Source organism: Singulisphaera rosea (assembly GCF_054877945.1).
The window spans coordinates 56,002-82,809 of sequence record NZ_JBTYIP020000009.1 but is presented as its reverse complement, the minus strand read 5'-3'; the positions used below and the strand labels follow the sequence as shown (position 1 = coordinate 82,809).

17 protein-coding genes and 1 CRISPR repeat array (1 of these 18 only partly in view) are annotated in these 26,808 nt (G+C 64.7%); of the genes, 5 read left to right on the top strand and 12 right to left on the bottom strand.

Annotated elements, in window-relative coordinates; translation table 11 throughout:
• Window positions 1-1,237: direct repeats of the CRISPR family, unit length 36 nt; unit sequence GTGCTCAACGCCTTGCGGCATCACAGAGGGCGGCAC (it extends 1,293 nt beyond the left edge of the window).
• A 272-nt stretch (window positions 1,238-1,509) separates the two neighbouring features.
• The 8 genes from cas2 to ACYOEI_RS17195 all read right to left on the bottom strand — a co-directional run bounded on the left by cas2 (window position 1,510) and on the right by ACYOEI_RS17195 (window position 11,696).
• Window positions 1,510-1,809, bottom strand: a complete 300-nt coding sequence (cas2, locus tag ACYOEI_RS17230) for a CRISPR-associated endonuclease Cas2 (protein ID WP_462850773.1) — start codon at window positions 1,807-1,809, stop codon at window positions 1,510-1,512.
• A gap of 116 nt (window positions 1,810-1,925) precedes the next feature.
• Window positions 1,926-3,596, bottom strand: coding sequence for a type I-MYXAN CRISPR-associated endonuclease Cas1 (cas1, locus tag ACYOEI_RS17225; RefSeq protein WP_462850772.1), 1,671 nt, complete (start codon window positions 3,594-3,596; stop codon window positions 1,926-1,928).
• Between the two features lie 101 nt (window positions 3,597-3,697).
• Window positions 3,698-4,447 carry a CRISPR-associated protein gene (locus ACYOEI_RS17220; protein ID WP_462850771.1) on the bottom strand — a complete coding sequence of 250 codons (750 nt, stop codon included), beginning with the start codon at window positions 4,445-4,447 and terminating at the stop codon, window positions 3,698-3,700.
• A 13-nt stretch (window positions 4,448-4,460) separates the two neighbouring features.
• Window positions 4,461-5,429: a type I-B CRISPR-associated protein Cas7/Cst2/DevR gene (locus ACYOEI_RS17215; RefSeq protein WP_462850770.1), complete on the bottom strand. Its 969-nt coding sequence runs from the start codon at window positions 5,427-5,429 to the stop codon at window positions 4,461-4,463.
• The gene (gene cmx8, locus ACYOEI_RS17210) at window positions 5,426-7,240 is read right to left on the bottom strand and encodes a type I-MYXAN CRISPR-associated protein Cmx8 (RefSeq protein WP_462850769.1); all 1,815 of its coding nucleotides are present in this window, start codon (window positions 7,238-7,240) and stop codon (window positions 5,426-5,428) included. The genes ACYOEI_RS17215 and cmx8 overlap by 4 nt, the downstream gene beginning before the upstream one ends.
• A gap of 9 nt (window positions 7,241-7,249) precedes the next feature.
• The gene (gene cas3 / locus ACYOEI_RS17205; RefSeq protein ID WP_462850768.1) at window positions 7,250-9,640 is read right to left on the bottom strand and encodes a CRISPR-associated helicase Cas3'; all 2,391 of its coding nucleotides are present in this window, start codon (window positions 9,638-9,640) and stop codon (window positions 7,250-7,252) included.
• 316 nt (window positions 9,641-9,956) lie between these two features.
• Window positions 9,957-10,604 carry a type I-MYXAN CRISPR-associated protein Cas6/Cmx6 gene (gene cas6 / locus ACYOEI_RS17200; RefSeq protein ID WP_462850767.1) on the bottom strand — a complete coding sequence of 216 codons (648 nt, stop codon included), beginning with the start codon at window positions 10,602-10,604 and terminating at the stop codon, window positions 9,957-9,959.
• A gap of 54 nt (window positions 10,605-10,658) precedes the next feature.
• On the bottom strand, window positions 10,659-11,696 hold the full coding sequence (locus ACYOEI_RS17195) for a helix-turn-helix transcriptional regulator (RefSeq protein WP_462850765.1): 1,038 nt from the start codon (window positions 11,694-11,696) through the stop codon (window positions 10,659-10,661).
• Window positions 11,697-12,117: 421 nt separating this feature from the next.
• On the opposite strand from ACYOEI_RS17195, the gene ACYOEI_RS17190 reads away from it, so the two are divergent.
• Entirely contained in the window at window positions 12,118-13,452 is a 1,335-nt protein-coding gene (locus tag ACYOEI_RS17190; RefSeq protein WP_462850764.1) for a 4Fe-4S binding protein, read from the top strand.
• 91 nt (window positions 13,453-13,543) lie between these two features.
• Here ACYOEI_RS17190 and ACYOEI_RS17185 read toward each other — a convergent pair whose 3' ends face one another.
• The gene (locus ACYOEI_RS17185; RefSeq protein WP_462850763.1) at window positions 13,544-15,394 is read right to left on the bottom strand and encodes a hypothetical protein; all 1,851 of its coding nucleotides are present in this window, start codon (window positions 15,392-15,394) and stop codon (window positions 13,544-13,546) included.
• Window positions 15,395-15,626: 232 nt separating this feature from the next.
• Here ACYOEI_RS17185 and ACYOEI_RS17180 point away from each other — a divergent pair, with 232 nt between their 5' ends.
• The 4 genes from ACYOEI_RS17180 (at window position 15,627) to ACYOEI_RS17165 (ending at window position 20,473) form a co-directional block, all read left to right on the top strand.
• Entirely contained in the window at window positions 15,627-16,445 is an 819-nt protein-coding gene (locus tag ACYOEI_RS17180) for a sugar phosphate isomerase/epimerase family protein (protein WP_462850762.1), read from the top strand.
• A gap of 1,232 nt (window positions 16,446-17,677) precedes the next feature.
• Window positions 17,678-17,911: a hypothetical protein gene (locus ACYOEI_RS17175; RefSeq protein WP_462850761.1), complete on the top strand. Its 234-nt coding sequence runs from the start codon at window positions 17,678-17,680 to the stop codon at window positions 17,909-17,911.
• A gap of 176 nt (window positions 17,912-18,087) precedes the next feature.
• Window positions 18,088-19,422, top strand: coding sequence for a PQQ-dependent sugar dehydrogenase (locus ACYOEI_RS17170; RefSeq protein ID WP_462850760.1), 1,335 nt, complete (start codon window positions 18,088-18,090; stop codon window positions 19,420-19,422).
• Window positions 19,423-19,441: 19 nt separating this feature from the next.
• The gene (locus ACYOEI_RS17165) at window positions 19,442-20,473 is read left to right on the top strand and encodes a DUF1559 family PulG-like putative transporter (protein ID WP_462850759.1); all 1,032 of its coding nucleotides are present in this window, start codon (window positions 19,442-19,444) and stop codon (window positions 20,471-20,473) included.
• A gap of 156 nt (window positions 20,474-20,629) precedes the next feature.
• Here the strand turns inward: ACYOEI_RS17165 and ACYOEI_RS17160 are convergent, their stop codons facing one another.
• The 3 genes from ACYOEI_RS17160 to ACYOEI_RS17150 all read right to left on the bottom strand — a co-directional run bounded on the left by ACYOEI_RS17160 (window position 20,630) and on the right by ACYOEI_RS17150 (window position 26,530).
• Window positions 20,630-23,488, bottom strand: coding sequence for a PVC-type heme-binding CxxCH protein (locus ACYOEI_RS17160; protein WP_462850758.1), 2,859 nt, complete (start codon window positions 23,486-23,488; stop codon window positions 20,630-20,632).
• A gap of 299 nt (window positions 23,489-23,787) precedes the next feature.
• A complete protein-coding gene (locus tag ACYOEI_RS17155; RefSeq protein ID WP_462850757.1) occupies window positions 23,788-24,873 on the bottom strand; it encodes a sialidase family protein in 1,086 nt (361 codons plus the stop codon).
• A 280-nt stretch (window positions 24,874-25,153) separates the two neighbouring features.
• Window positions 25,154-26,530: a DUF1501 domain-containing protein gene (locus ACYOEI_RS17150; RefSeq protein ID WP_462850756.1), complete on the bottom strand. Its 1,377-nt coding sequence runs from the start codon at window positions 26,528-26,530 to the stop codon at window positions 25,154-25,156.
• Between the last annotated feature and the right edge of the window lie 278 nt (window positions 26,531-26,808).

Below are 26,808 nucleotides of genomic sequence, written 5' to 3'. Positions count from 1 at the left end.
ACGCCTTGCGGCATCACAGAGGGCGGCACGACGCGGCCGAACGCTATCGCCTCGCGACCGGATAGTGCTCAACGCCTTGCGGCATCACAGAGGGCGGCACTGGCAACCCCTCATGCTCGCGGGCCGCCCTGAGCGTGCTCAACGCCTTGCGGCATCACAGAGGGCGGCACTTACACTGGGCGACGAGGCCCGATGCGGCGGTGGGTGCTCAACGCCTTGCGGCATCACAGAGGGCGGCACAGGCCGTCCTCTCGCTCCTCGTCCTGATGGTGGTGTGCTCAACGCCTTGCGGCATCACAGAGGGCGGCACGTCGCGAGGCGGCGCTCAAGCCCCTGGCCGATCAGTGCTCAACGCCTTGCGGCATCACAGAGGGCGGCACCCACCGAAGTCGACTTCCAGGGGAAGCAGGTCGAGGCGTGCTCAACGCCTTGCGGCATCACAGAGGGCGGCACTTGACGAGGTCGTCGAGAGTCTTGATGCCAAGGCGTGCTCAACGCCTTGCGGCATCACAGAGGGCGGCACCGCCGGAAAAGACACATACGCGCTCGGCTACCTCGTGCTCAACGCCTTGCGGCATCACAGAGGGCGGCACACTCCCCGGCCGGGACATTGACCTTGAGCGTTCAAGGTGCTCAACGCCTTGCGGCATCACAGAGGGCGGCACAGGCCGACGGAACTGAAGTCCTAGTTGTGGAGTAATCAGTGCTCAACGCCTTGCGGCATCACAGAGGGCGGCACGTCTGACTTATAGAATGATACACCTTGTAAATCAGTGCTCAACGCCTTGCGGCATCACAGAGGGCGGCACCCCATCCCGGTCAACTCCCTGGCCAACCCATCGATGTGCTCAACGCCTTGCGGCATCACAGAGGGCGGCACACACCGATGGGGGCGAGCCCGTTGGCGACCCCTAGTGCTCAACGCCTTGCGGCATCACAGAGGGCGGCACCCCCCTTGTTGACTCGTGTCTGTTGATCACTCACTAGTGCTCAACGCCTTGCGGCATCACAGAGGGCGGCACCCAAGACCGCCACGCGAACGGCCGCCCCGCTTGTGTGCTCAACGCCTTGCGGCATCACAGAGGGCGGCACAAGAGATGTCGGATGGCTCCCGTAAGCCAACCAATCGGTGCTCAACGCCTTGCGGCATCACAGAGGGCGGCACACACTCGGCCAGCTTGCCATCTGCTTTCACTTCCCGGTGCTCAACGCCTTGCGGCATCACAGAGGGCGGCACCGCCCGATTGCAAACGGCTATCAGTAAAGAGGATCGGCGCTGGGTTTTCAAGGGGTGGCCGATCGATCTTTGAGAGTCTCCGGGGGGAGAGCCCGGATCTCCGGAAGGCCGATTGTAAGTCGTTCGGCGGTGCGGGGTTCAAAGGAATCATGCATCGTCCGAATTGACAATGAGCGGTATGTCGAGAAGACGTTGAGGGTTAGGTCTCTCGATTGTCCAGGTTGTCGACGACGGACGCCGGTGCGTGAAATCTGGGGACTGAGTTTTGACGCTCAAAGGATTCGATGAGACTCGGGCGAATCGGGCCAAGCGATCGGATTCTGGGCCGAGTAGGTGGTTTCCATCCCTGAGACGCAATGCGGGCATAAGGGGATCATGAGGACCTCGTCGTTAGGCTCGAGGACCTGAGTGAGCTCCCAGCGGAGTCGGTGCATCTGGCTCGGGGTCATCCAGCATCGAAAGACGGACTCTTGCATCCGGCTTCCCGATCCTTCCAGGACCTTGGCGGCGCGACGGAGTCGATTCGGATCATGGACATCGTAGCAGACCAGCCACCACTTCGCACTGTTCATGTTTTCGAGTCTCCGAAGAATGGTGAATGCCTTGGGTCGAATGCCATCGGTTAATACCCCGCATCGGCTCGACATAGCGCGGCCTTGCGAAGGTGGACGGGCGACCGTTCGGGCGATCATCGGAGCCGCATCCGGGCGAAGAGGCCGGGTTCGCCGCTCCACTCTTTTTCCAAGAGGCGGGCCTCGAGCTCGAGGGACCGGGCGTAGGACAGCGAGTAACCGATGACCGGGTGCTTCCAGGTCTCGTCGAGTCGGTCCTCGAACAGTTGGATTGCCTTTCGACGCCCCTCGTCGGAGAGCCAGACCTTGCCCTTGGTCGCGACGAAATCACTGTCCGGGTTCCATTGGCCGCGGTTCATCGAGGCGACCTGGACCATGTCCCAGAGGGGGACGCGGAAGGCTTCCATGAGGTCCAGGACCAGGGGATAGGCGGCGCTCCTCGGCGTGTGGAAGAAGCCGAGCGACGGCTCGAGTCCGGAGGCGAGGATTGCCCTCATGACGGCCGTGTGGAGGAGCCCGTAACCGAATCCGAGGAGCGCATTGAATCGGTCGAGCGGCGGGCGCCTGGTCCGGGTCGTGTACCTCAGCGACTCGGGGACCGAGGGGGAGATCAAGCGAGTGAGGCCTCGGAAGTAGGCGACGGCGGCGGAGCCTTCGAAGCCCCGGAGAGAGTCGCGATCGGAGGCACGTTCGATCGAGGCGAGGGCCGATCGGATCGGGACGAGGTCCGGAAGCATGGCGTCGCGAGTCTCCTGGTCGCCTCGGGAGCCGCGGAGCAGGTAGCGGTGTTGCCCCTCGATCTTGGCGAGGGTCAAGGCTTTCGCCAGCCGGAGGCAAGTCGCCTCGTCGGCGAGGGCGCGATATTGCCGGAGCCGGCGCTGGACCTGGCCGGCACCCGCCGTGAGGCTGGCGGTGTGTCGGCCGGAGGTCGTGAGCCAGTGCACCGGGACGTCGCGCTCGACGCAGAGGTTGAGCGCCTGGGTCGTCACCTGGGCGTAGCCGTGGACGAGCAGGGAATCGATCTCGCGTATCGCATGCTTCGTGACCGGTGCGCCGTCGGGCGGCTTCACGATCAGGGTCTCGCCGCTGCGGCCGATCGTTGCGCCTGGGGTGACGATGTGCAGGCTGGTGCCGTCGCGGTCGGGGGGGAAGAGGCGGGTCGGTTCGCGGTCGGGGTGGTCGAGTTGACGGACTTCCTCGGGTAGACAGACGGGGGCCAGTGAACAACGGACGCAAAGCCGCTCGTTCTCGGCCACGGGGGGCCGCTCCGTGCTCTCGCGGAGGCGACGCGCCAGGGCGATCGACTCCGCGAGCTCTCGACGTGCCTTCTCGTCGATCGGGACCCGGACCGTCACGTTGTCGGCGTGGTAACGGACCCTCCCTTCGGCGACCGTTTGGCCGGTCGCGGATTCGATCAAGACCGCATAGGCGATGACCTGGAGCCGGTCTGAGGGCCACGTTTCGGCCTCCTTCCCCTCGCGCCGAGCCCGGCCTCGCTTGTGCTCGTACGGCAATAACGAACCGTCGCGCCTGCGCAAGGCATCGACCTTGCCGACGAGCCCCAGGACCGGGTCGGCCAGCTCCAGTTGCGTCGGCATCCCGAGCTCATCGGCCTCGAGCGAGGCGTGCAATTCCCGGCCGGCATAGACGCGGGCATCGGCGAGGCGAATCTCCTCGACTTCTTCCAGGTAGAAAAGGCGGTGGCAATAGGACAACGCATGGAGCGACATGACGCGCAAAGGCGTCTCGAGAGAGGACTGGTCGGCGAGGAGCGGTGAGGTCGGCATGATCGGAACCTCCTGGTCAAAAGTTCGTTCGATAAGCGCGCGAGGGCCCGGGGCGTGGTGGGGGGGAGACCACGCCTCGGGGGACGTCGGTGAATGACGGATCAACCTCGGCTGTGCTTTTCCAGCCAGGTTGCCAGGGCGTCGGGACTGCCCATCGGGACCATCGCCCCGGCGGGCGGCCCGTTGGGTTGTTCGGCGTCGGGGGCGAAGAGCGCCGAGCGGGTCCCGGACATGTTGGCACGATCGACGTGGAGGGTCAGACGGGTCGTCCCCTCGCGCGGTCGCCCGGATTGTTGGGCCACGAGCGTGTACCAACGGGCCGGTTGGGCCTCGACCTCATCGATGCGGTCGATCGTGAAATTGTTGTCACCGAGGAACGGCAAGCCGTATCGCCCCTCGTTGCGTTTCCCGGCGAGCCCGAGGCGAATGTCGTCTTCGAGGTCGGGATCGGCGTCGATCACGGCGAGGGCGCGGACCGAGCAGAGCAATTCGCGGCGGACGGGGGCGATGTTGTTCTTCCGCCCCTTCGCCAGGGCCGGGTCGATGCCGGCCTGGGAGCCGACGGGATAGTTGTGCAACTGCTGGAAGATCGATTGGACGACGGGGATCGCGGCCCCGGAGGGGAGTCCGAGGGCGATCGAGAACTTGGGCAAGCCCTCGAGGGTCAGGGTCGAGGGGACTTTCCCGGGATGCCGCTCGTCGTGTTCGTAGAGACGGGTCTCTCGACGGGCGATGTTGAGCGCCAACCCGTAGAGGGCCGAGTGGGTCAGGAACCCGGCCGTCGGCCTGTACCAACCGGCGACCATGGGACGGCAAGCGGCGAACGGGGCCTCGATGTCGAGCCAGAGCATCGTGCGTCACTCCTCATCCAAAGGCGATCTCCGCCACCCTCTGCAAGAGTCGCGTCGGGTCGGGGTCGAGCGTGACCTTCTTGTCCCCCGATCCCAGCTTCGCGCGATCGTCCTTCGTCAGGGTCTCGACGATCTCGCCCCCGACGTAGAACTGGTCGCGAGGGAGGAAGGACTCGTCGTCGAGGAGTCTCTTGAGGAGCTTGGAATCGTAGATGCGATCATTCGTGGCCGGGTCTCTGCGGACGGTGAAATGGTACTGCTCATAGCCGGGTGAGAGCTGGTCGGTCAGCCGCACGATGATGCTGGCCGGCGCCATGAAGAAGAGGCTGCGGGCGTGGTTGCCCGAGACGTTGGCCAGCTCGCCGATGGCGCCCAGGAGCTTCTTCGCCCATTCCGGGTGCTCGCGGCAATCGTCGCAATTGAGGGCGAAGGGATATTGAAACGCGGTGTCGGCCGTCTCTCGGTGGAGGAGGGCGGAGCCCGTTCCGCCTTCTCCGCCGACCTTCCAGGCGTTCTCCTTGTGGAACATCGGCGACTGGGTGAAGACGGTCGCGTGGCGGTAGGGTTCGAGCCCCTTGGCCAGGTTCATCCTCAGGATGCTGTCCCGCTTGAGCGGGTAGTCCTTGCCCTTCTCCTTGCGGATCCGCTGGAGCTCCGGGCCCTTCACGGCGAGGAGATAGCCGAACAGAAAATCATCGGCATACGCTTCCGGGTCGGGTAACTCCTGGTACTTCACGGCGAGCTGCTGCTTTTCGTCACCTTCCCCGGCGGTGGGATGGATGCGTTCGCGGTTCGCGTCCAGGTTGTACTTGGGGCTCGCGAGGATCTCTCGCAAGGCGTTGCGCATCGCCTCGGGGGAAACGATCGGATACTCGAAACGGCCGTCGGTCAGCTTCTGGATGACCGTCCGGTTCAGCTCGCTCTCGCCGCGATAGTTGGCCGTCGGGGCGGCGTGGGTCAGGACTGTGGCGAAGAGATTCATCCGTTGTTCTCCTTGGCTGAGTCTTGGTCGGGATCGGTCTCGGATCGAGCCATGAAGCTGCGGGAGTGCGCGGAGAGCGCGAGCAATGCCAGGGTCTTGACGTCGTCGCGCGTCCGCGGCCGGTTCTCGCCGACCTCGTGGGTATGGGTTCGCATCAGGGCGGCCGCGATGGCCGCGAAATGGTCTTCGTCGGTCAAGGGCCAACGCTGCGTGACCGAGCCGACTGTGGCCGTAAAATGCTGAACGAAGTCGTCTTCGTTCCGGGACCGAAGTTCCAGGAACAGGGTTGAGCAAACCTTCCGTCGCTCCTCCTGATACTCGGGGGTCTCTCGTTTGGAGAGCTTGCCTTCATTGTCCTTCACGTCCCGCTTCCAGGGCTGTTTCGGGTCGTCGGGATCGATTCGCAGTCGTGCGAGAGTGCGCAGAGAGACGTAACGGCCGATCAACTGATACACGAGCCGGTCGACCGTGTCCGCGCGATCGCTCGATATCGCCATGTCCGCTCCTTTCATCGATTCAAGGGTGGCTATGATCGTTTGAAATGCTCGGTTCGCCTCCCAGGCGAATCCGATCATCGTGGGGGGCGTGCGGTGTTTCTCCTGCGTCGAGTGGAGGAAGAACGACCAGTCGAGAGTGGTGAAGCGGGTTTCGAACTCGGCGAACCAGGGCCTGCCGCGCAGCAACGCCGACAAGTAGCCGGCCAGGAAGACAGGATTGCGGAAGGCCGCGCGAATGCCGGAGTATCGAAACAAGAGGGCGTCGTCGGGCGGAATCCGGCCGTTCGCCGCAAGCTTGACGTTCTGGCCGACACGGATCATCGAGAAGAACTCGACTCCCGCGATGTAGCGGGCGGGGGTGTCGTCGATGAGTTTCTGCGTCGTCAAGGCCTCGAGGTGGCGCATGAACTCGAGCGCCCCTTGCTCGGGGATCGAGATCACGGATTCCGCGGGTCGATAGCCATGGACGTCGGACTTCAAATCGGCGAGCGCCCGGACATAAGCTCGGCAAAATGCCGGAAGATTGCTCACGTCCGGGAAGGCGAGGACGTAGCCCGCGAATTCTCGCTTGCCGTCGGAATCGACCCGTTCGGGGACGAAAATCCGGGCGACGAGCGACCAGAAATGGAGCAGAAGGGCGTGGTCCGCCCGATCCTCGAAGGCGACGGTTTCGGCATTGACCGCCTGGGCCCCGATCATGATCGCCCCGGCCAACTCGACCGTTCGAAATCGGCCCCCCTCCTTGGCTTTCTCGTTCGCCAAGAGGTCTTTCCAGGCGTCGATCCCCTCTTTGGTCGATTGGCCTTCGGCTCGAGCGTTGAACGGTGTCCGGGTCGTCGGTCGACCGCGAGGGATGGCCCAGAGCATGTCTCGCCAGAGTTTATGCCAGCGCTCTTTCCCGTCGTCGGTATATCGTCGCAAGAAGGGCCCGACGGGCTCGACCACGTCGTAGATGAACCACTTTTTCGGCTCACCCTCCTTGGCCGACGGGTTCGGCCGCTCCTCCTTCAGCGTTGCCCCCGCCCAACGTGTGGTAGACCTAGCCTCGACGATCTCGGCCGAATAGATGTCGTCGAAGATCGCCTGTGTCGAGGGTGCCGAGAAGCGGATCGTGGCGGTCGACGCGGAAATCTCCACGATCTCCGGGATCTCCGTGTCCGAAGGCAGGAGGCCCGCCGCTTTTCGCTCGATCATACTTCGGATCTGGAGTATTAGGCCGGCGAGGCCTGCCTTGTGCTGGGCGGTCGGCAATTCGTGCAGGAGATACTCGACCGCGATCGTTTCGGGCTGTTTGAGGGTCTTTTGCTTGGCCATTTCAACCTTTCATAAAATCAACGCTCCGGGCGGTTTCTCTCGCTCGCCGTATCCCAGGGCCGGGTGATAGTCGCCGCCCCGGGTCACTCGGAGCCATTTGGGCAGGTCCGGATGCGGCTCGGGGTCGATGAAACCCTTCGGGACCGTGATGATGAGTTTCTGGGCTTCCCAGGGTTTCCCCCCACGGCTCAGGCGGCGATATTCCTCCGTGTCCGTGGGGAGTAGTGCCTGTCGGTTCCGATCGTCGATGTCTCGGAGCGTCTCCTCACCCGACGCGGCCCAGGGGCCGCTCTCGATGAACCGGCAGTCTTTGGGCAATTCCCCCGTGTGAGGGACCATGGCCAGGAGTTCTTCAAGCCGCGATTGCGAGACGTCCCCCTCCGCGACCAGCGCACGGACGAACTCGTCGACCCCGAGCATCTCGGTCTTCCCATAGGGCGCGGGGCTTTCCGGCGGGTAGATGAGCACGTCTCCGACGCGTGGCGGGGTCGCCTCATGGGCCGTCATGTCGCGGCAGCAACGGCCGAACCGCTGGACGAGGGCCGACGCCGGGGCCTGCTCCGTGACGAGAAGGCCCGCGTCGAGGTCGAGGGACATCTCGCAAACTTGGGTCGTTATGGCGAGCGAGGGGGACCGGCTGGCATGCCCGCCGCGAAATGAATTGATGACTTGATCATGCCGTGATTTTCTGTCGTCAAGACGAAAGCGGCTGTGATAGCAGTAGAGGGGGATGCCGCCGACGGTCAATTGGTTTGCGGCGGGATCATCGGCCAATCGACGGGCGATCTCCCGGGCGCGATCGACGGTGTTGACGACCCAGAGAACACGCTTGCCTTCCTCGAGGGCGAGCCGGACCGCACGCTCCGCTTCGGCCGAATCACTCGCGATACGGATCCGATATCGCGGATGATCGGCGATGGCCTGAAGTTGCCCGGAGTCTCCCCCGAAAGCCAGGCCGTTGACGAGGGTCAGGCCGTGATCGCCGAGGTCCGGGCGGCCTATCTCCAATTGATCCTGCCTCCTCTTGAGGAGGGTCGCGGTCATGCAGAGGACCGGGATGTCGAAGTGCCGCAGGAGGTCCAGCAAGGCGGAGAACATCCCTCGGTCGTAGCTATGGATCTCGTCGAGGACCAGGACCGAATCGGCGAGGAGCGGCAGGAGACATGTCGACCCGTAACCGTGCTGGAGGAATCCCAGGAATTGGTCGGCCGTGGCGCTGAAGAGTTGCTTCGGCCATTGCTTGAGGGCGAAGAGCCGAGCCTCCTTGATTCGCGCCTCGGCGTCGAGGTCGGGGTGGATGTCGTCGATCTCGAGGTCGGCCGTCCCGTGGACAAGCGCGGCTTCCTCGGGCCCGGCGTGTGAGACATAATCGCGATAGCCCTCGGTCGCTGTGCCACGAGTCGGGTACACGAAGATTACCCGGCTGACGGGGTTCTCGGCGCAACGTGCCTCGATCCATCGCCAGGCTGCCAGGGTTTTCCCACTGCCGCAAGGGGCCAAGAGCAACGCCCGCGCAGGAACCTGCTTGGGGTTCCCGCAGGCCTCCTGGAATCCATTCCAACCCGCCCAACGCTCGCCGATCTGCTCGATCCGAGGTTCGATGACCTTGCGGCGGACCGATTCCCCGTCGAGTCGCTTCGCCTCGTCGAACGCTTCGCCAATCCACGGTTTCAGGGGCTTCCCCTCGCGGAACAAGCCCGAGCCGGCGGAATCGGAGACGATCAACGCCGCTCGAATCGCCCAGAGGAGACGCCGACGCGGCTCGTCATCGTCCAGGTCTTCCCCAAGACCTTCGAGTTCGTCGCGAACGCATTTGAGGGCATCGTACAGGTTGGCCATCCCCGGCTGCGGGAGATAACTCCACAACTTCGGCACGACCGGTACGGCTTGCGAGGAGCCAGGGATGAGAGTGGCCAGATACTCCTGCCAGTCCTTGTCATCCCACAGGACCCGCAACGGAACGACGGTGTCCCCCTGCGGACACCCGAATTCCGATCCCCTCACCTTCAAGTGGTGCCCGACGACCGCCGCGAGGATGACGGGTAAGTCAAGGCGTCGATTTCGACCGATCCATTCCCAGACGTTGGATTGATGAAGCAAGACCGCGCTGATCTGCTCGTGCCGCAAGAGTTGGGTCCCCTTGCGGAGGAGCATCGCCTGGAATTCGCTATTCGCTTTACCCCAGTCGTGGGTCTCGGCCGCGACTCGGCCATTGATCAGGAAGGCACGTAAGTCCACGAGGCGGAAGAATCGAGCCCAACGCATCGCGAACGCGGTCGGATGCTCGGGCTTCCCGAATAAGGCCTCGAAGGCGTCGACGACATCTTGAGTATGTCCGACGAGCGAACGGCCCGGAGCATTAGCTTTGGAAGACTTAGCCAGGAGGTGGCCAGCGGGCATCGATTTGCCTTATACGGAAGGATCGAACGCGACAAGACATCACAGAGTTTCGTAGTAGGCTTAAATGTAAGCCCATACGATTGACTACATGCTCAACGCCGAGTCGCGCCCGAACCTGTGGAAAGAGATGGGGCCTCGTTCGTCTCGATCTCAGTACGGTTTGGACCCGGTACCTGAGAGGTGTGATATCTCACCCCTCCCCCAACTCTTTCCAATGACATGGTAGTAAATCGAATGAAGCGAGTCAACCGTAGATCAGATTTTAGGGGGTCGCGACAGTTCACGAAAGCCTGTGGCGAGACAAACGCTTGGAGGTTCACTTGGCGACTCCGAACGCAGTAATTGGGGAGCCCGTCGTGAAGGGTAGAAACACCCCACAGCCCATCCGCCTACGCCCTCCCAACCCTTCTTCCTGGAGCCGGATCGACTCTTCCGAGGACAGGCCGACGACTCTTATCGCGTAGCCGACGATCCGTTTTTCCTTGATTCGCAAAATCCGACGCTTGGGCTGGCCGACCCAGGGTGGACGATCCGAGGGGACGAACGTCGCAGAGGCACCGATCTGCAGCCGGCTGAATTCTCGCTGGAGGCTCGATTCGAGTTGAGGGGGGGTGAGGGCTCCTCGGAAGGTCACGAGTCGAGAGGCGAGAGTCGCTGCTGGGACGAGCGTCTCCGCGCGGGGGATCCCGATCCGGAGCGTGTGGCCGTCGACGTCGATCTCGGACCCTGCCAAAGCGAGATACGGGGCGATTTCGTCGGACGGTAGCCGGATACGCAGGAGCGACTGCTCGGTCAACTTAAGCCGGCCCGCTTCGGCAAAAACGCCTCGGATCGGATGGATCCCGATTCGCTTATCACCGTGTAGGTGCGGGACGATCCTGCAAAGGGCCGAGAATAGGCTGTAGCCGTGGTCCAGGGGGATCGTTTGCCCCTCGAGCTTGAATCCAAGGTCGATCATGGGCATGAGGCGAGACTCCGAGAGTCGATAGAGATCAAAATAAGTTGGCAAAATTGTGCGTTATTGTTTGAGGGCTGGCGTGTTGGACAGGGGGCGAGCGGTCGGACCCTTGGGTGAGGAATAGGCGGCCAGGAGGCGTTCCAGATCTTCGCGAATCTCGCTCCGGAGCGACTCCGGTTCCAGGACGATCGCCTTGGATCCGAAGCTCATGACCCAAGCTTTGAATTCCTCGGTGGACGAAAGGCGAAACTCGGCGAGGAGGCTGCCGTCGCGCTGCTTCGTCAGTTTCTGGGTGTCGTGCCGCTTCGATTCCTGGACGAATCGGGCGACGGAGCGGGCGAACCTGACCCTGATGGTGGTAGGACCACCATCCCCTTTGAAGATCCCGAAGGATGGCCCCAGGTGGTCGGCCAGGCAGAAGTCTTTGGGGCGATTGAAGGGGAACGAGCTGATTTCCACGGCTTCGATTCGATCTAATTTGTAATGTTTGATTTTGTCCGATTGTGGATCCAGTGCGATCAAGTAATACCATTCTTTGTTCCGGACCAGCCCGAGGGGATAGACGTCGCGATAGGCCGGCTCGGTGGCCTGGTCGGACTGGTAGAGGATATGGACGGCTTTCTGCTCTTCGCTCGCGACTTGCAAGGTCTCGAAGATCTCGCTCTTCTGCGAGTAGTCGGCCGTTCCTCCAGGGGTTTGGTGGAAGAAACGATCGAGGCTGTCGATGTAGTTTCGGGCCGTCTCGGAGAGCGTGGCCCTGATCTTCTGGAAGGCTCGGCAGGCCGCTTCGTGGAACGGGGTTCCGGCCATGGGCTCGAGTCGATGCCGGGCGATCTCGAGGGCCGCGGCTTCCTCGAAAGTCAAGGTCAGGGCCGGTAGCTGGCCATCGTCTTTGATCCGCCAGGTCTTGCGACCGAACTCACCGACGGTCTCCTCGAGGACGAATCCGACTCGCCGGAACGTGTCGAAGTCTCGGCGGATCGTCTTCGGTGTCACGCCCGTGTCGCTGGCCATCTGCTGGATGGTCAGGCCGTAACGCCGGGTGATGAGGGACGTCAGCAAAATCCACTGGCGCAATAGCGAAGACTCGTCGCGCATCGACCGGATCTCCGTCGACAGCTCTCATGCCGGCCTGTGTCTGCTTGGCGACCATCGTCGGAGGGCGCTGCATTCCACGACGACGCACGCCCCAAACCGCTCACGGCCCTCTCCCCGACACTCACGATGATAGCACAGGGGATGGACAGGTAATGTCCCGCCCCTCAAGGCTATTCGTTATGAACAAGGAGTGATCGGAAGCATCAAGCGTAAGACGAAATCGCTGCGAGCGGGATAGGGACACCGCGAATCCATCCTTTGAGCGGCCATCGCAGGAGGCCGGTGCAATCTCGACAAGTCTTCGGGCCTTAAAGGGGCCCGTCTTGACTCCGTTGGATGTAGTATATACAACTTAGGCTTGGCGTCCGAAACCCTACGGCCGAAGCGAGCCCCGGTTGTCGAAACAATTTAGGAGGAGCCCGTGGCGAAGTTGGATGAACATCCGACGGTGATCCGTCACCGGCAGCGACTGGCGTCGGAGACGCCGGCACCAAGGTCGTTGGATGCGGCGTGGTTGCGTCGGCTTTGTCTGGAGGCCGGGGCGGATGACGTGGGGTTTGTGGCGCTTGACCGAGCGGAGCTCGACGATCAGCGGGCCGAGATCGTCGGGGCGTTCCCGGCGACTCGGGCGTTGGTGAGCTTCGTGTGTCGGCTCAACCCCGAGCCGGTCCGGAGTACGGCTCGGTCGGCGGCGAACCAGGAGTTCCACGCGAACTACGAGCACATCGATGAGGTTGCTCGTCGGATCGTGAGAGAGTTGGGCGAGGCGGGGGTGCCGGCGTTGAACCCGACCTCGGCCTTCCCGATGGAGATGGATCGATATCCCGGGCGGATCTGGGTCGTCTCGCACAAGCCGGTCGCGGTGGCGGCGGGGTTGGGACAGGTCGGGCTTCACCGATGCGTGATCCATCCGAAGTTCGGCAGCTTCATCAACCTGGGAACCATCCTGATCGCGGCCGACGTCTCGGACCAGGCCGCGCCGATCGACTACAACCCTTGCCTTGGGTGCAAGCTCTGCGTGGCGGCCTGCCCGGTGGGGGCGATCGCTCCCGACGGCTACTTCAACTTCTCGGCCTGCATGACGCACAACTATCGCGAGTTCATGAGCGGGTTCACCGACTGGGTGGCGACGATCGCCGATAGCAAGGACGGGAACGACTACCGCCGGCGTGTGCCGGAGAATGAGTCGGCGTCGATGTGGCAGAGCCTCTCGTTCAAGGCGAACTACAAGGCCGCATATTGCGTCGCGGTTTGCCCCGCGGGCGAGGATGTCATCGGCCCGTTCCTGGATGACCGGAAGGGGTTCCTCGAGGGGGTCGTCGACCCGCTCAAGGCGAAGGAGGAGCCGGTGTATGTCATCCCCGGCTCGGATGCCGAGGGGCACGTCGCGAAGCGGTTCCCGACGAAGAGGATCCGACGCGTGCGCGGGATGCGTCCGGGGTCCATCCGAGGGTTCCTCTTCGGGATGAGGCTCACGTTCCAGCGCGAGGCCTCGCGGGGGCTATCGGCGACCTATCAGTTTACCTTCACGGGGCGGGAGCCGGCCGAGGCGACGGTCGCGATCCGGGACCGCACGATCACGATTTCGAACGGCCACGTCGGCGAGGCCGAAGTCCGGGTTACGGCGGATAGCGACACCTGGCTCGGATTTCTGGCAAAGCGGCGAAGCCTGGTCTGGGCGATGATCCGGGGGAAAATCCGAGTCAGGGGGCCGTTGCGGTTGTTGGCTGCGTTCGGGAAGTGCTTTCCGAGTTGAACGAATCGGCGGGAGGGAATTTTTTAGCCACGGATGAAACACGGATGGAACACGGATAATTAGAATAGAATCGCATGATTAATAATGGAGGTTATTTGCTCTGTGGTTGTGCGTCTGGTGCGGGGTGCCATTCGAGTACGGCTTCGAGGGTGAGGTAGGTTGCGATGATCAGGCGTTCGTCGGGGGTCTGGAAGGGGATGGGTTCGCTGAGGATGGTGACGCGGCCGGAGCCGAGGGAGAGTCGGTAGGGGGTGAGGGGGATGGAGTCGAAGGTGAAGCGGCCCTGGGGGTCGGTCTTCTGGGCCGCGAGGACGTTGGTGGCGGGGTAGGATTCGCCTTCGAGGTGGAGGGTGTAGCCGACGAGGGGCTTCTTGTCGGCGTCGAGGAGTTGGCCGCGGAGGCGGGCGGCGGGGTGCATGGTGAAGTCGAGGCGGTAGGGGTGGCCGGGGTAGGCGATGGCGACGTAGCGATCGACACGAGGGCCACCGGGGCGTTTGTAGGCCATGCCGAGGTAGCCGGCGCGGCAGAGGTCCTTCTCGTAGTAACCCGGTTTGGAGGCGTGGACGACCGCGGCCTGGAGGCCGACGTCGTCGGCGGAATGGATCCCCGGGCCGAAGTGGACGGTGTAGAGACCCTGGGCGTCGGTCTCGACTGGCGACGTGTTGAAGAGGCTCCCATGGCCTCGAGCGACCTTGACCGAGACGCCGGGGAGGGGGCGGCCAGCCTCGTCGACGACCATGCCGGTGACGGTGAACTCGCCGGTCGGGCGGGTCGGGGTCGGGCCGAGGGAGACGGGAAGGGAGACGTCGAGCCGGCCGACTCGGCCCTTGTGCTGCCAGAGGAGAGTCTTGCCGTCGGGGAGCCAGGCGACCTCGGCGCGATGGTTCAGCACCTTGTGGTCGTCCTTGCCGTCGCGGTCGACGACCCAGGTCTCCTCCACGGTGGTGCCCTTCCGGCCCTCCTCAATGGTATGTGATTGTTGATAGGCGAGTCGCCGGCCGTCGGGAGACCACACGGGTTCATGGGAGCCGGAGATCTCCCAGCGGTGGGTTGCGGTGTCGCTGACGTTGACGGCCGGGATCGAGACGAGGCTCAGGGTTTTCTTGTCGAGGTCCCAGATGCCGATCCGGCCGTCGTAGGGAATTCCGGCGCCCCAACTATTGCCGCGGACGACCTCGGTCGTGAAGGCGAGGGACTTGCCGTCGGGGGACCAGGAGGCGCCGACGCCCTCGCAACCGACCGGCTCGGCCCGGCCCGTCTCGACGTCGATGATGGTCAGGGGGTAGTGCTTGACGTATCCGCCCGCGGCGCCGATGGCGAGCTTGCGCGAGTCGGGGGACCATGCCGGGAGGGTTTTGACCGCCTCTTTGAGGACCTTTTGGACTCGGCCTGACGCGACGTCGACGACGAAAAGGCCGTATTCGGATTTGGCGGGATCGTCGGTCGAGAGGCTCCCGCAGTAGGCGACCGACCGGCCGTCGGGGGAGAGGATGTGATCGATGACATCGCAGGCTGTGGGGATGCGAATCTCGCCGGCGGGTCGTCCGTCGAGGTCGACGACGCGATAGAGGGGGCCGGGCGGCGGGCCGTTCGGCGACTTCTGGCGCGAGGCGTCGGTGGAGAAGGCGAGGCGGTCGTTGCCGAACCAGGAAACGACGGCCGCCCCGTCAAGCGTCAGGTCGATGGCGCGTCGATTGGAGCCGTCGACGTTGGCGACGACGATCTTCGACGTGGCCTCGCCGTCGGGGCCGACGATGTCGAGGCCGTGGGCCTCGAGCCGGCCGTCGGGAGAGAGGAGCCGCGTCACGCGCACCGGGGGTGTCGACGGAGCCGGGTCCTCGAGGTCGGCCCCGGAGGCCGTGAGGGGGCAGAGCGAGAGGACAAGGGCTAAGGTGAGTCGCGTCGGCCTTGGGAGAGGTCGATTTCCGGGCGCGAGTGGCATGGCTCCCTCCTTCGAGATCTCGGGTGACGCCGAGCGGATTTCACGATGTATACGAGGCGTGCGGGGTACGTCGCCACAGTGATCGGGCTCGGGTGCGGGAAATCAGCCGGTTCGCCCGGGAGTTGCCGGCCGGGGGTCGCACGATTGCCCGGCCTCGACAGATCGGGGAGAATGCCGACGTTAACGGACCGCCTTTCTCGCGGCCTTTCACCCAGGAATGACGGGGGTTTCCATGACGACCGAGAGTTCGGCGGACACGGGCGTGACCGGTCCGCTCGGGATGCCGGTGGGGTGCCAGGTTTGGCCGATACGCGCGATGCTCGAGGACTTCCCTTCGCTCGTGGGGAAGCTGGCCGAGATCGGCGTGACGAGGCTCGAGCTGTGTTCGCCGATCGGGTTTGGCGAGGAGTTCGCGTCGCTCTCGGACGGGAAGGCGATCAAGAAAATCATGGCCGATCACGGCATGCTCGCGGAGAGCGCGCACTTCAGCATGGGCGAACTTCGGGAGCGTCATGAGGAGAGCATCGCCTGGGCGAAGGACGTCGGGATCACGCAGATGATCACGGCGACGCTCGGGGGCAGGGGGGCTCGTCCGACCTTGGCCGAGGTCGAACGCGCGGCCGACGAATACAACCGGATCGCCGCGGCGTCGGCGAAGGCAGGGCTCCAGCAGGGCCTGCACAACGAGGATTTCGAGCACGCGATGGTCGACGGGATCCTGGCCTACGACCGGCTGCTCAACCTGCTCGACCCGGAGCTGGTGAAGTTCCAGTTCCAGATGTCGGCGATCACGGTCGGACTCGTCGGCGTCGAGTACTTCGTGAGATACCCTGGCCGCTTCTACTCGATGCACCTGCAGGACGTGGACATGAACGTCCCGGCGGACCCGGAGACCGGGAAGCGGCCCCAGGTCGCGGTCGGGCAGGGGACCATCGACTGGAAGATGACGTTCGAGGCGGCCAAGATCGGGGGCGTTAAGAATTACTTTGTTGAGCAGAGCTGGGACCTCACTCGTCAGAGCGTGGCCTATCTCCGGACGTTGAAGGTCTGACGGTCTCCCGGGACGTCGTTCCAGCCCCCTCGGTCGAATGATGGGGGGGCTCCGCAGTCGGCCATTTCTCTTGCAGTCCGCAGGATGCGAGCCGCCCTCCAGTGCCCTCCCGCCGTCCGCATCACAAAAGCATGGACGCGCTGGATTCGGCCTCATTTCGGGATACTGCGCATCGGTTTGCACGTGGCTCTCTCAAATCGGCCGAATCGACCGGTTATCGATCTCCCCTGCGCTGCCTGGAACGACCTCACTGTGGGCCAGGGAAATCATGCACGGCAGGTAGGGCGGGCCTCGCCCACCGGACCTTCCCAACCCAGAAGGCGGTTCCCGCTCGACGAAATGAGGGGGATCGCCTTGCTATCCCTCCTGGAGCACCGCGGAGGCGGGCGACGAGATCAGCCCAACCTCGCGAGCGACGCAAATAACGAAAAGAACCTTCCAACCCTTTTGCACCGGACGACTTGCGGCGTCTGTCTCGAACTCCATACCGCCGGGGATTGCTCCGGTGCGCGCCACTTCGGATTCGATTGGTGGATCTCCACGTCCCATACGCCCTCCTAAATGAAAAAATAATCCCAAACGTGTGATGGGTTTGGAGGAGGGTCTCGTTGGGCGACTTCCGACCTTCTCCGTTGCCTCGGACTTTGCGGGTTGGACCGGAAGTCCGGGGGGGCGAGGGACGAGAAGAATGGCTGTTTTGGCGCGGGCCTTGCAGAGGCAATACAAATAAATCAAAAATGGTCCAGTATTTCGGCACCATGGATGAATTAAGGCGGCAACAGGTGGTCTGATCATTCATGTGAACTCGCTGGCGAATGCTGCGCTCGCGATTCGACCGCCCCATCCGCAACCTGCGGCGGCCGTTGAAACGGCGGAGGTCTCTCAGGGGCAATCCTGTCGGTTGATGCCTGGTCATCCTGGCGATTCTTCGGGAGGACCCCGGGAGGGCTGTATCAGGGAGGAGTGGGTTGCGTATCGGCCTTGGGCCTTTTGTCCCAGTATTCGCCGCCTCTGGGTCGGCGAACGCAAACGTCTGTGGTTGACACTCGGCTCGCCTCGTCGATGGTCCTGACGGGGAGGCCGCGGATTTTCTTCCTGCCGACCAGAATTGCCGAGGAGATTGATGCCTCGAAATGACCTGAGCCGCGGAATGACGACATGGGACTGTCCTCGATGCTGGCACGTCTCGCCGCCCTCGAGGGCTCGGCGTCGTCGGCCGAAGGATCGGTCGCATGAGAGCCAATGACTCTATGGACATTCTGGCTCGTTCGGGTTGGCTGATCCACGATTTCGTGATCGAGGGGGAGACGGGGACCGTCCTCTGGTTGGTCTCGGGCTCGAACGGCGAGAATTTGATCCGTTCCCGGGGGCCGACGGCCGAGATCGCCTGGCGAAGGGCCGTGGACCAGGCGGCCGCGGTTGGGATGCTCCAGGGGTGGCCGCGGCCTTCGGACGGCCGCGCGTGAGGCCCGGAGACCACGAGCGAGCGAGACGTTCGGCCCTCGGATCGGTCTGACCTTCGACCTCGGGGGGCGGGACCCGAGCGTTGCGAGGGGGCTCCGGGGCGTGTAACCTCGTGTTCGTCGGCCGCGCCTGCGCGCGAACCAAACCGGGGATTCGCAACACACGAGGAAATATCGAAATGTGGGACATTGTGTGTGTCAGGCCTCGGGGGGCGATGGCCTTCGCGTCGCTGGGTCTGCTCTCCGCCGCAATCCTGGCGGGATGGGCCTCGGCCGCGGAACCCCGCCGCGACGTCTTGACGGGGAAGGACGCGCTCGGCGACTGGACGACCGATTCACCCGGGACGCGTCGCCGGCTGACGATCGCCGAGCTGCCCGCCCCTTTTGACACTCCCTCGGCCAAGAACCAGCCGCATGTCGTCCCCAGGCCCGAAGGGGCCTGGCCGAAGGCCCCCGAAGGCTTCAAGGTGACCGAGTTCGCCACGAAACTGACGAACCCCAGGGTCATCATCACGGCCCCCAACGGCGACCTCTTCATCGCCGAGAGCCAGCCGGGCCGGGTGAAGGTCCTCCGCGACGCGGACGGCGACGGCACGCCCGAGCTCAACGAGGTGTATGCCCAGGGGCTCCGGCAGCCGTTCGGCATCGCGTTCTATCCCCCCGGCCCAAATCCGACCCATGTTTATGTCGCCAACACCGACTCGGTCGTCCGCTTCCCGTACAAGGCGGGCGACACGAAGGCGAACGCTGCTCCCGAGACGATCGTCGCCGATATCCCCGGAGGCGGCCGGCTCACGGGGGGGGGACACTGGACCCGCGACGTCATCTTCTCGGGGGATGGGCAGCGGATGTTCGTCTCCGTCGGCTCGAAGTCGAACGTCGACGACAATGAAGGGGAGAAGCGCCGGGCGGATATCCTCGCGTTCAAGCCCGACGGCAGCGGCGAGACGATCTTCGCGACCGGGATCCGCAACGCGGTCGGCCTGGCGATCCACCCGACGACCGGTCAGCTTTGGGCCTCGGTCAACGAGCGGGATGGGCTCGGCGACCACCTCGTTCCTGACTACGTGACCCACGTCGAGGAGGGCGGGTTCTACGGCTGGCCCTGGTACTATATCGGCGACCATCTGGACCCCCGCCACTCCGGCAAGCATCCCGAATTGAAGGGGAAGGTGATCGTCCCCGACGTGATCCTCCAGTCGCACTCGGCCTCGCTGGACATGACGTTCTACACCGGCACGGCCTTCCCGAAGGAGTACCATCTCGACGGGTTCGCGGCCGAGCACGGCTCCTGGAATCGCGAGCGGCGGACGGGCTACAAGGTGATCCGGATCCCGATGCGGGACGGCAAGGCCACCGGCGAATATGAAGACTTTCTCGTCGGTTTCGTGACACCCGAGGGGAACGTCTGGGGACGCCCCGTCGGCGTCACCGTCGCGAAAGACGGCGCGCTGCTCGTGACCGACGATGGGTCGGGCACGGTCTGGCGGGTCGCCGCCGAGAGCCGTCCGTGAGCCCGGGAGGTCTCGGCCGATGCCTCGACGACTCTTCGGAGAAAAACCCCCGCTTCGGCGGGGGTTCACGTTGATCGAGCTGCTGGTGGTGATCGCGATCATCGCCGTCCTGATCGCATTGCTCCTCCCCGCCGTCCAGGCCGCCCGCGAGGCGGCGCGTCGGGTCCAGTGTGGGAATAACCTCAAGCAGCTCGGCCTCGCCCTGAACACCTACCACGCCGCCCTCGGCTCTTTCCCCGTCGGATTTCTTTCGCCGGCCGGGCCCGTCCCCGCGACGACATCGCCGCTCCAGTACCGTTGGTCGGCACTCGCGCAGATGACCCCATACCTGGAGCAGGAGAGCCTGTTCCACGCCTTGAACTTCGACTTCCCGATCGCGTACAAGCCGAGCGGGGGCGGCTCGGCGTTTTGGCCGTTCTACCCCGCGAATGCGACGGCGAGAGCGGTTAAGGTCGCGACCTTCCTCTGCCCGAGCGACGGCGCCCCCGCGCCCGCGGACGACTCGGGGCCGACGAACTACTCATTCTGCACAGGCGACGGCGCCAATGGCGGAGATGCGACGAACTCGAACGGGGCGTTCATCCTCGGCGGTTCGCAGTCGGTGGCCAGCCTGACCGACGGGACGAGCCAGACCGCGGCCGTCTCCGAGCAGTGGCTCGGAATCGCCGGGCCGTATACCCAGACGAGCCCGCTGCCGGTCCCTCATCCTACCCCTCGGGCGTTCGCCCGAGTCGCCGTCCCCCCCTTGAACGACGCCGGCTGTGCGGCGGCGGTCTCGGGATGGCTCCTCAACAAAGGGGCCTCGTGGTGGGATGGCAACTATCTCAACACCCTCTATAACCACTACTTGACGCCCAACTCCCGGCGTCTCGACTGCATCACCTACCACAACCCCGGCTGGAAGGCGGCGAGGAGTCCCCACCCCGGTGGGGCGAATGTCCTCTTCTGCGACGGCCATACCCAGTTCGTCCGCGACGGCATTAATCCCACCCTTTGGCGAGGGCTCGCGACCCGCGCCGGCGGGGAAGTCCTCTCCGGTGAAAATTATTGATTTGTTTTGTTTTCATTTATTTAAATGAATTCATCAAATTGAAAAGGCTCGTGCTCTGGCCGAGTCGAACGGCCGCGGGGCACTCTTGCCCCGCGGCCAACCCGGTAAATGGGATACTCTTGCCCAGTGGCCGATTGATTGGGCGGCTGCGGACGGTCAGCGGCGCGAGGTCAAATACGCGAGGAGGTCGCGGAGCTCCTGGTCGGTGAGGAGGTCGGGGAGATTCGCGGGCATGATCGAGGTCGAGAGGGCCCGGCGCTCGGCGACGTCGGGTTCGTTGATGGTGAACAGGCTCCCCTTCTCATCAAGGTAGATGCACTGGTCCAGGACCGTCTTGACCAGCATCCCGGTGGCGACCTTGCCGTCGCTGGTGGCGATCATCCAGGCCTGATAGCTCGGGCCGATCTCGTCGCTCGGTCGGAGGATGGAACCGAGGATCTGCCGGCGCTCGATGCGGCCGATGGTGCTGAGGTCGGGGCCGACTTCGAACCCTCGTCCCTCGACTCGGTGACAGCGGAAGCAACCGGCGAGCTTCGGCTGGAAGAAGATGCGGCGGCCGGCGTCGGGGTCGGAAGGGCCTTCGAGTCGAGGGAGCCAGGCGTCGACGTCCTCGGTCGGGGGACGACCGGCGGCGAAGGACCGCTCGCCGAGGACTCGGGCGACCAAGGGGGCGGAGTTCGCCTGTCGACCGGCCACCTCTTCCAAGGTTTGGCGTTGGGCGGGGGTCAACGTGGTGCCGACCAGGGCCCGGAGGGCCTCGGAGCGGAGCACCTCGTCGTCGCCGACGGCAATGGCGATCAGCTCATCCCGGAGGTCCTGGGCGGCTCCCGACAGCCCGAGGGTCGCCTGGGCGCGGACGTTTGGGTTCAGGGTCGGATCCTTGGCGGCGGCGAGCAATGCCTGGGTCCGCTCGGCGCTCGGGGCTTCGCTGAGCGTCCGTGCCGCTTCGAGGCTGAGCGTCGCGTCGCCGCGCTTCATGAGCTTCGTCAGGAGGTCGACCGTCAGGACCTTCGACGTCGCCGGGAGGAGCCTAAGGGCCATCGCCCTGACGGCGGGCGGCGCCAGGTCGTCGGCGAGCTTGCCGGAGAAGTAGTCGGCCATCGTCGTCTCTTTCGTGTCGCGCCCCTGGAGCCTGGCCAGGGCGGTCGACGCGGCGGAGTACATCCGGACGTTGAGCTTGTGGTCATCCAGGAGCTTCGCCATCGCCGGTTCATATTCGGCGAGCGTGTCGTCGGCGATCCACTTCACGGCCAGGAACCGGACGTCTTCGTCGGGGTCGGCGAGGAACCCGGGGATCAACCGCGAGGCTTCGGGCCGACCCGATGCCCGGTCGGCCAGCAGAAGTCCAGCCCGCTTCTTCGCGGACGTCAGGGTCGTCCGTTCGATCGACGCGAGGAGCTCGGGGGACCGGGCGAGACGATTGACGGCCGCCGTCCTCAGGAACGGGTCGGTATCCTCGAGGAACGTGAGGAGCCTGGGCATGTCCTCCAAGGCGTCGAGTGCGGCGATGGCCTCGAGTCGGACTTCGGGAGGATTCGCCTTGTTCGCAAAGGTGCTGGCCTCGTGGCCCCGGGCCGCGAGGCCTCGGACGGCCAGGGCCTGGAGGCCGATCTCGGGGTCGCCTTCGGCGATGGCCTCGAGGTCGACCGTCCGGTCATCGGCGTCGATCAGGGCGGTCAGGCACGCCGCTCGAATCCGAGGGTCGGTGCTCGACAACTGCTTGCGCAAGGTGGCCCGCCCCTCTTCGGACGACGCCAATGTCCGAGCGCCGGCCTCGCGACGGGGCCGGTGGAGGTTGTCGAGGGGTGGCTTGAGAGGCTTCAAAGGGGGGCGGGTCGCCTGGTCCTTCTGGCGGAGCCGCCAGATGGCCCCTTTGCCATGGAGCGTGTAGTCGCTCAGCACCCAGTCGCTGAAGACCAGCGAACCGTCCGGGGCCGCCACCAGGCCGACGGGGCGGAAGTCCTTGCCGCCTCGGACCAGGGTGCGGGGCTCGGAAACGAAGGAGGCCCCGCGCGTCTTCAGTCGATAACGATCGATCCGATGGTCGGCCCAGGTGGTGACGAGGAGGTCTCCTCGATACTCGCTCGGGAGCCCGTCGGACTCGTAGCTGAGCACCTCGCAGGGGGACTCGCCGGTCCCCGAGAGCATGGGCAAGGTGCCCGGCAACTCTCCGTTCCAGGCCTGGAAGGCGTGCCGGCCCGAGCGGCCGTAGCGGAACTGGTAGCCGTAGTCTCCCCCTTCGATGACGTGGAGGAGGCGGCAGGGGGGCATGGAATCGGGGTCGTTGTCGATGGCGAACAGACGCCCGTAGATGTCGCGGGTGGTCCCGAACGGGTTCCAGAAGCCGGTCGCCACCCGGCGGAGCCGCTTCCCGTCCGCCGAGCAGAGGAAGAGGCTCCCGCCCTCGCCACCGCCCTTGAGCTCGACCCCGTCCGAGCCTCGGAGGGTATAGCTCGCGCCGAGGTTTTCCCCCATGCCGAAGGTCAGATTCCCCTTGGAGTCGAAGCTGAGGCCCGAGAGGCCGTTGTGCGGGTAGTTGCCGTCGGTGTCGAGCCGGACGATCGTGCTCGAGCCGTCCGACTTGCCGTCGCCATCGTCGTCTCGCAGGCGGAGGATCTCGTTGCGGGTCGCCAGGTAGATCGAGCCGTCCGGGTGGGCGGCGAGGTCCATCGAGAACTTCGTCCCCTCGAAGAACGTGCCGATGCGATCGGCCCGGCCGTCGCCGTCGGTGTCTTCGAGGATACGGATCCGGTCGGCGACCGGCCCCTGGTAACCCTCGGGCCGGAAATGGGTATGGCTCTCGATCGCCAGGATGCGGCCTGCACGGTCGACTTCGAGGGCGATCGGGTGGACGATCTCCGGCGACTGCGCGAAGAGCTTGACTTCGAGCTGGTCGTCGAGCGATCGCGGCGCCTCCGTCGAGGGCTTCACCGACGGTTCCGCGCCCAGAGCCAGGCCGAGCGACATCGACACGGTCCAGGAAGCCCAGGCCACGCCGCCACGTTTGATCGCCATCGGGTCAGTCCTCGCCAATTGGTCGGTTGGTCGGAGCAGAGGGAGAGGGGGGTCGGGGTTGACGGGAGCGGGAGCCTGTTTTCTTTGATAAACGGGATTCTCTGCAATGGCCCGACATCGGGCAAGAAGGGGAAGCTGAAAACGATCTGCCGATGGCGCAGATGGACACAGTCGAAATTGAAGACTCTTAGCTTTCTATCCGTGGAAATCTGCGTCATCGGCAGATCAATCAGCCTCTTCCTGTCCCGGCTCCCTCCGCGGCCGGATCGAGCCCCACGTCGGGTCGTTCACTCGGAGGATCACTTGCTCTTCCCTTGAAGCACCCACTCTTCGCCGAAGGCCGCATGATTGATGACCGACCGCCTCTCCGACGTGTAGACGACGTGGATCACGCCGTCCTTCGTCTGGAACGCGAGCGGATAGCCGAAGTCGCCGGGGCCTTCGAGGATGTTCCGCTTGAAGGGATAGGTCTTGTCATTGTCGGGCGAGACGCTGACGGTGAGCGGGGTCCGCCCGTGCATGCAGTCGTTGTAGACGAGCAGGAGCTTGCCGCTCTGGAGCCTGAGGAAGTCGACCGCCGCGTTCGGGTTCGGGAATTGGGAATCCTTGCCCTCACTCCAAGTCTTGCCGAGGTCGTGCGACTCGGACCGGACGAGATAGCCCTTCTCGGAGGGGAGGTAGCCTCCGCCTCTTCGGCAGTAGGCGACCACGGTCGTGTCGTCGATCTGCAACGGCGCCGGCTGGATGTTCCCCTTCGCCGAGCGGATCCGGCCGCTCTCGGTCCAGGTCCGCTTCTTCGGGTTGAACCGGAGGAAGAACGAGGTGCTCTCGGCGCCGACGACTTCCTGGTCGTGGCCGGTCTCCTTGTACACCGGCAGGAGGTAGTCTCCGTCGGAGAGCGCGATCGGCCGGTTGCGGACCATCATGCCTTCCTCGAGCGCGAGGACCGAGCCATCCGACCACGTCTCGGCGTTGTCGGTGGAGACCTTGACCTGGATCCGGGAGTTCGACCACGTCTCGCCGAATCGGACGACGTAGAAGAGCCAGACGAGGCCGTCGGGCGCCTGCCAGATCACGCCGTTGCCGACCGAACGGAACGGGTCGTGGGCCAGGACCTTCGGTGCCGACCATTGGGTCTCCCCTTTCTTGAGGCGAGAGCCATACACTGCGGTGTCGATCGCGTATTCGCCCTGGCCGCCGTAATAGACGAGGTAGAGGTCGCCGTCGCTGAGGTCGGTCATGCACGCGGGGTGCTTATAAGGACCGGTCGGGATCTCTCGCCCGAAGATGCGTTCGATCCGGAGGTCCTGGCCGAGCACCGAGGTCGAGGAGGCCGTCGCGATGAAGGCGAAGACGACGAGCCCTGTGAACAGTCGCCGAGGCATGAAAGTCGTACCTTGTGAGGAAATGTCGTGATGAATCGCCAAAGAGGGCCGGACGACGCTTCGGACGCAGGGAGGGGATTCAAGGAGACGCCTCGGCCCGTCGACCTGGCTTCAAAGAGGATAGCCCGAAGGTGAGGACGAGCCTACCCTACAGTGCCGGTCTCGAAACCGGGATTCTGCGACAGGAGACGGCGACGTTCCGGGAGGGAGCAGCGATGTCGACGGTGTCAGAAACCCGATTTTGTAGAAAAAGCCGGGTTTCGGGGAAGTGGGGAGGGTGTCAGGCGCCGAACAGGGGGCGGATCGGCTGGCCTTCGGCGAGTCGGTAGGGGCGTCCCGTGAGGTCGACGATCTCGGCTTCGGGGTCGAGCCCGAAGCGCCAGAAGAGGGTCGCGGCGAGATCGGCGGGTTTTACGCCGTCGAGGTCCGGGTAGGCGCCAAGCTTATCGCTCGAGCCGTAGACGGTCCCCCCACGGACCCCGCCACCCGCCATCACGACGCTGAAGCAGTAGGGCCAGTGGTCACGGCCGGACGCGGCGTTGATCTTGGGGGATCGGCCGAATTCGCCCATGGCGATGACGAGCGTCGAGTCGAGCAACCCTCGCTCGGTCAGGTCGTCGATCAGGGCGGCGAAGGCCTGGTCGGTCGGCGGAAGTAGATCGTCTTTCAGGCGGGGGAAGACGCTCGCGTGGGCGTCCCAGTTGGCGAGCTGGCCGTTGACCTCGTGGTCGTAGACGGTGACGAACCGCACGCCCGACTCGACGAGCCGACGGGCGAGGAGGACGCTCTGGCCGTGCTTGGTTCGGCCGTAGCGGTCGCGGAGCTTCGGATCTTCGCTATCGATGTGGAACGCCTTGCGGACCGCCTCGGAGCGGAGGAGCCGGAAGGCCTTGTCGTTGTAGGCGTCGAGGTCCTGGATCTCGGCCGTGCGCTCCGACCGTTCGAGCTGGAGGTCGACGAGCCGGAGGAGGGACTCGCGGTGGCCGAGGCGGTCGAGCGAGACGTCGCCGGGGAGCTCCAGCTCGTCGAGCCGGAACCCGGGGGCGTTGGGGTCGCGGACGAGCTGGAATGGGTTGTGCGCCGAGCCGAGGAAGCCGGCGGACTGGCCGGGGAGCGTGACCACGTTGTACATCACGTGGGGCAACGCCACGAACGTCGGCAGGCCGGGCCGCTCGCGGAGGCGGTGGCTCAAGGTCGACCCGAGGCAAGGCGGGTCGTTGCGGTCGTTGCCAAGGAGCTCGAGGTCCCCCTTCAACGGGTCGCGTCCGCTGAGCGTGGCGAACGCGGCCGCGTTGTGGTTGGTCATCGGGTGGTGCATGCTCCGGATGATCGCGAGCCGATCCACCACCCGGGAGGAGTAAGGCTGGTGCTCGCCAACCCGGATGCCGGGCACGTTCGTGGCGATCGACCGGAACTCCCCGCGGACCTCGCGCGGGGCGTTGGGCTTCATGTCCCAGGTGTCGAGGTGGCTGGGCCCGCCGTAATAGAAGAGCAGGATGCATGAGCGGATCGGCGAGGCCGACGCATCCCGGGCGCCGAGGGCTTCGGCCCGGATCAGGTCCGAGAGCCCGAGACCCAGCGAGCCGAGGCCGCCGATCTTGAGCAACTGGCGGCGATTCAAGGGCCGAGGCCGGCCTTGCTCGTTCCCCTGGCGCATGCCTAGCCCTCACCCTCGGGTTCTCGGCCGCCCGGCGACGCCGCGGGAGCTGGCCTTCCTCGATCGAAGTCGATCGTTCATCAAACAAGCGTCAAACAAAATAGCGGATCGCTTCGTAGGATGCAACGAGCGCAACCTCTCCGGTCTCGAGCCGAGATGAGCCGTGCGGAGGCCTCGACCGTAATTGTCCGGGAGTCGGCTCCCACTTGTCGCGGCTTCACGCCGGTGGGGATAATGCACGGAAGGATGCCTGCCTTTGAGTCTCTCTCGAAACCCGG

Excerpts from the sequence above, each read along its gene's own strand:
- cas2 (WP_462850773.1), bottom strand. The coding sequence starts at position 1,809 with ATGAACAGTGCGAAGTGGTGGCTGGTCTGCTACGATGTCCATGATCCG.
- cas1 (WP_462850772.1), bottom strand. The coding sequence starts at position 3,596 with ATGCCGACCTCACCGCTCCTCGCCGACCAGTCCTCTCTCGAGACGCCT.
- ACYOEI_RS17220 (WP_462850771.1), bottom strand. The coding sequence starts at position 4,447 with ATGCTCTGGCTCGACATCGAGGCCCCGTTCGCCGCTTGCCGTCCCATG.
- ACYOEI_RS17215 (WP_462850770.1), bottom strand. The coding sequence starts at position 5,429 with ATGAATCTCTTCGCCACAGTCCTGACCCACGCCGCCCCGACGGCCAAC.
- cmx8 (WP_462850769.1), bottom strand. The coding sequence starts at position 7,240 with ATGGCCAAGCAAAAGACCCTCAAACAGCCCGAAACGATCGCGGTCGAG.
- cas3 (WP_462850768.1), bottom strand. The coding sequence starts at position 9,640 with ATGCCCGCTGGCCACCTCCTGGCTAAGTCTTCCAAAGCTAATGCTCCG.
- cas6 (WP_462850767.1), bottom strand. The coding sequence starts at position 10,604 with ATGCCCATGATCGACCTTGGATTCAAGCTCGAGGGGCAAACGATCCCC.
- ACYOEI_RS17195 (WP_462850765.1), bottom strand. The coding sequence starts at position 11,696 with ATGCGCGACGAGTCTTCGCTATTGCGCCAGTGGATTTTGCTGACGTCC.
- ACYOEI_RS17185 (WP_462850763.1), bottom strand. The coding sequence starts at position 15,394 with ATGCCACTCGCGCCCGGAAATCGACCTCTCCCAAGGCCGACGCGACTC.
- ACYOEI_RS17180 (WP_462850762.1), top strand. The coding sequence starts at position 15,627 with ATGACGACCGAGAGTTCGGCGGACACGGGCGTGACCGGTCCGCTCGGG.
- ACYOEI_RS17175 (WP_462850761.1), top strand. The coding sequence starts at position 17,678 with ATGAGAGCCAATGACTCTATGGACATTCTGGCTCGTTCGGGTTGGCTG.
- ACYOEI_RS17170 (WP_462850760.1), top strand. The coding sequence starts at position 18,088 with ATGTGGGACATTGTGTGTGTCAGGCCTCGGGGGGCGATGGCCTTCGCG.
- ACYOEI_RS17165 (WP_462850759.1), top strand. The coding sequence starts at position 19,442 with ATGCCTCGACGACTCTTCGGAGAAAAACCCCCGCTTCGGCGGGGGTTC.
- ACYOEI_RS17160 (WP_462850758.1), bottom strand. The coding sequence starts at position 23,488 with ATGGCGATCAAACGTGGCGGCGTGGCCTGGGCTTCCTGGACCGTGTCG.
- ACYOEI_RS17155 (WP_462850757.1), bottom strand. The coding sequence starts at position 24,873 with ATGCCTCGGCGACTGTTCACAGGGCTCGTCGTCTTCGCCTTCATCGCG.
- ACYOEI_RS17150 (WP_462850756.1), bottom strand. The coding sequence starts at position 26,530 with ATGCGCCAGGGGAACGAGCAAGGCCGGCCTCGGCCCTTGAATCGCCGC.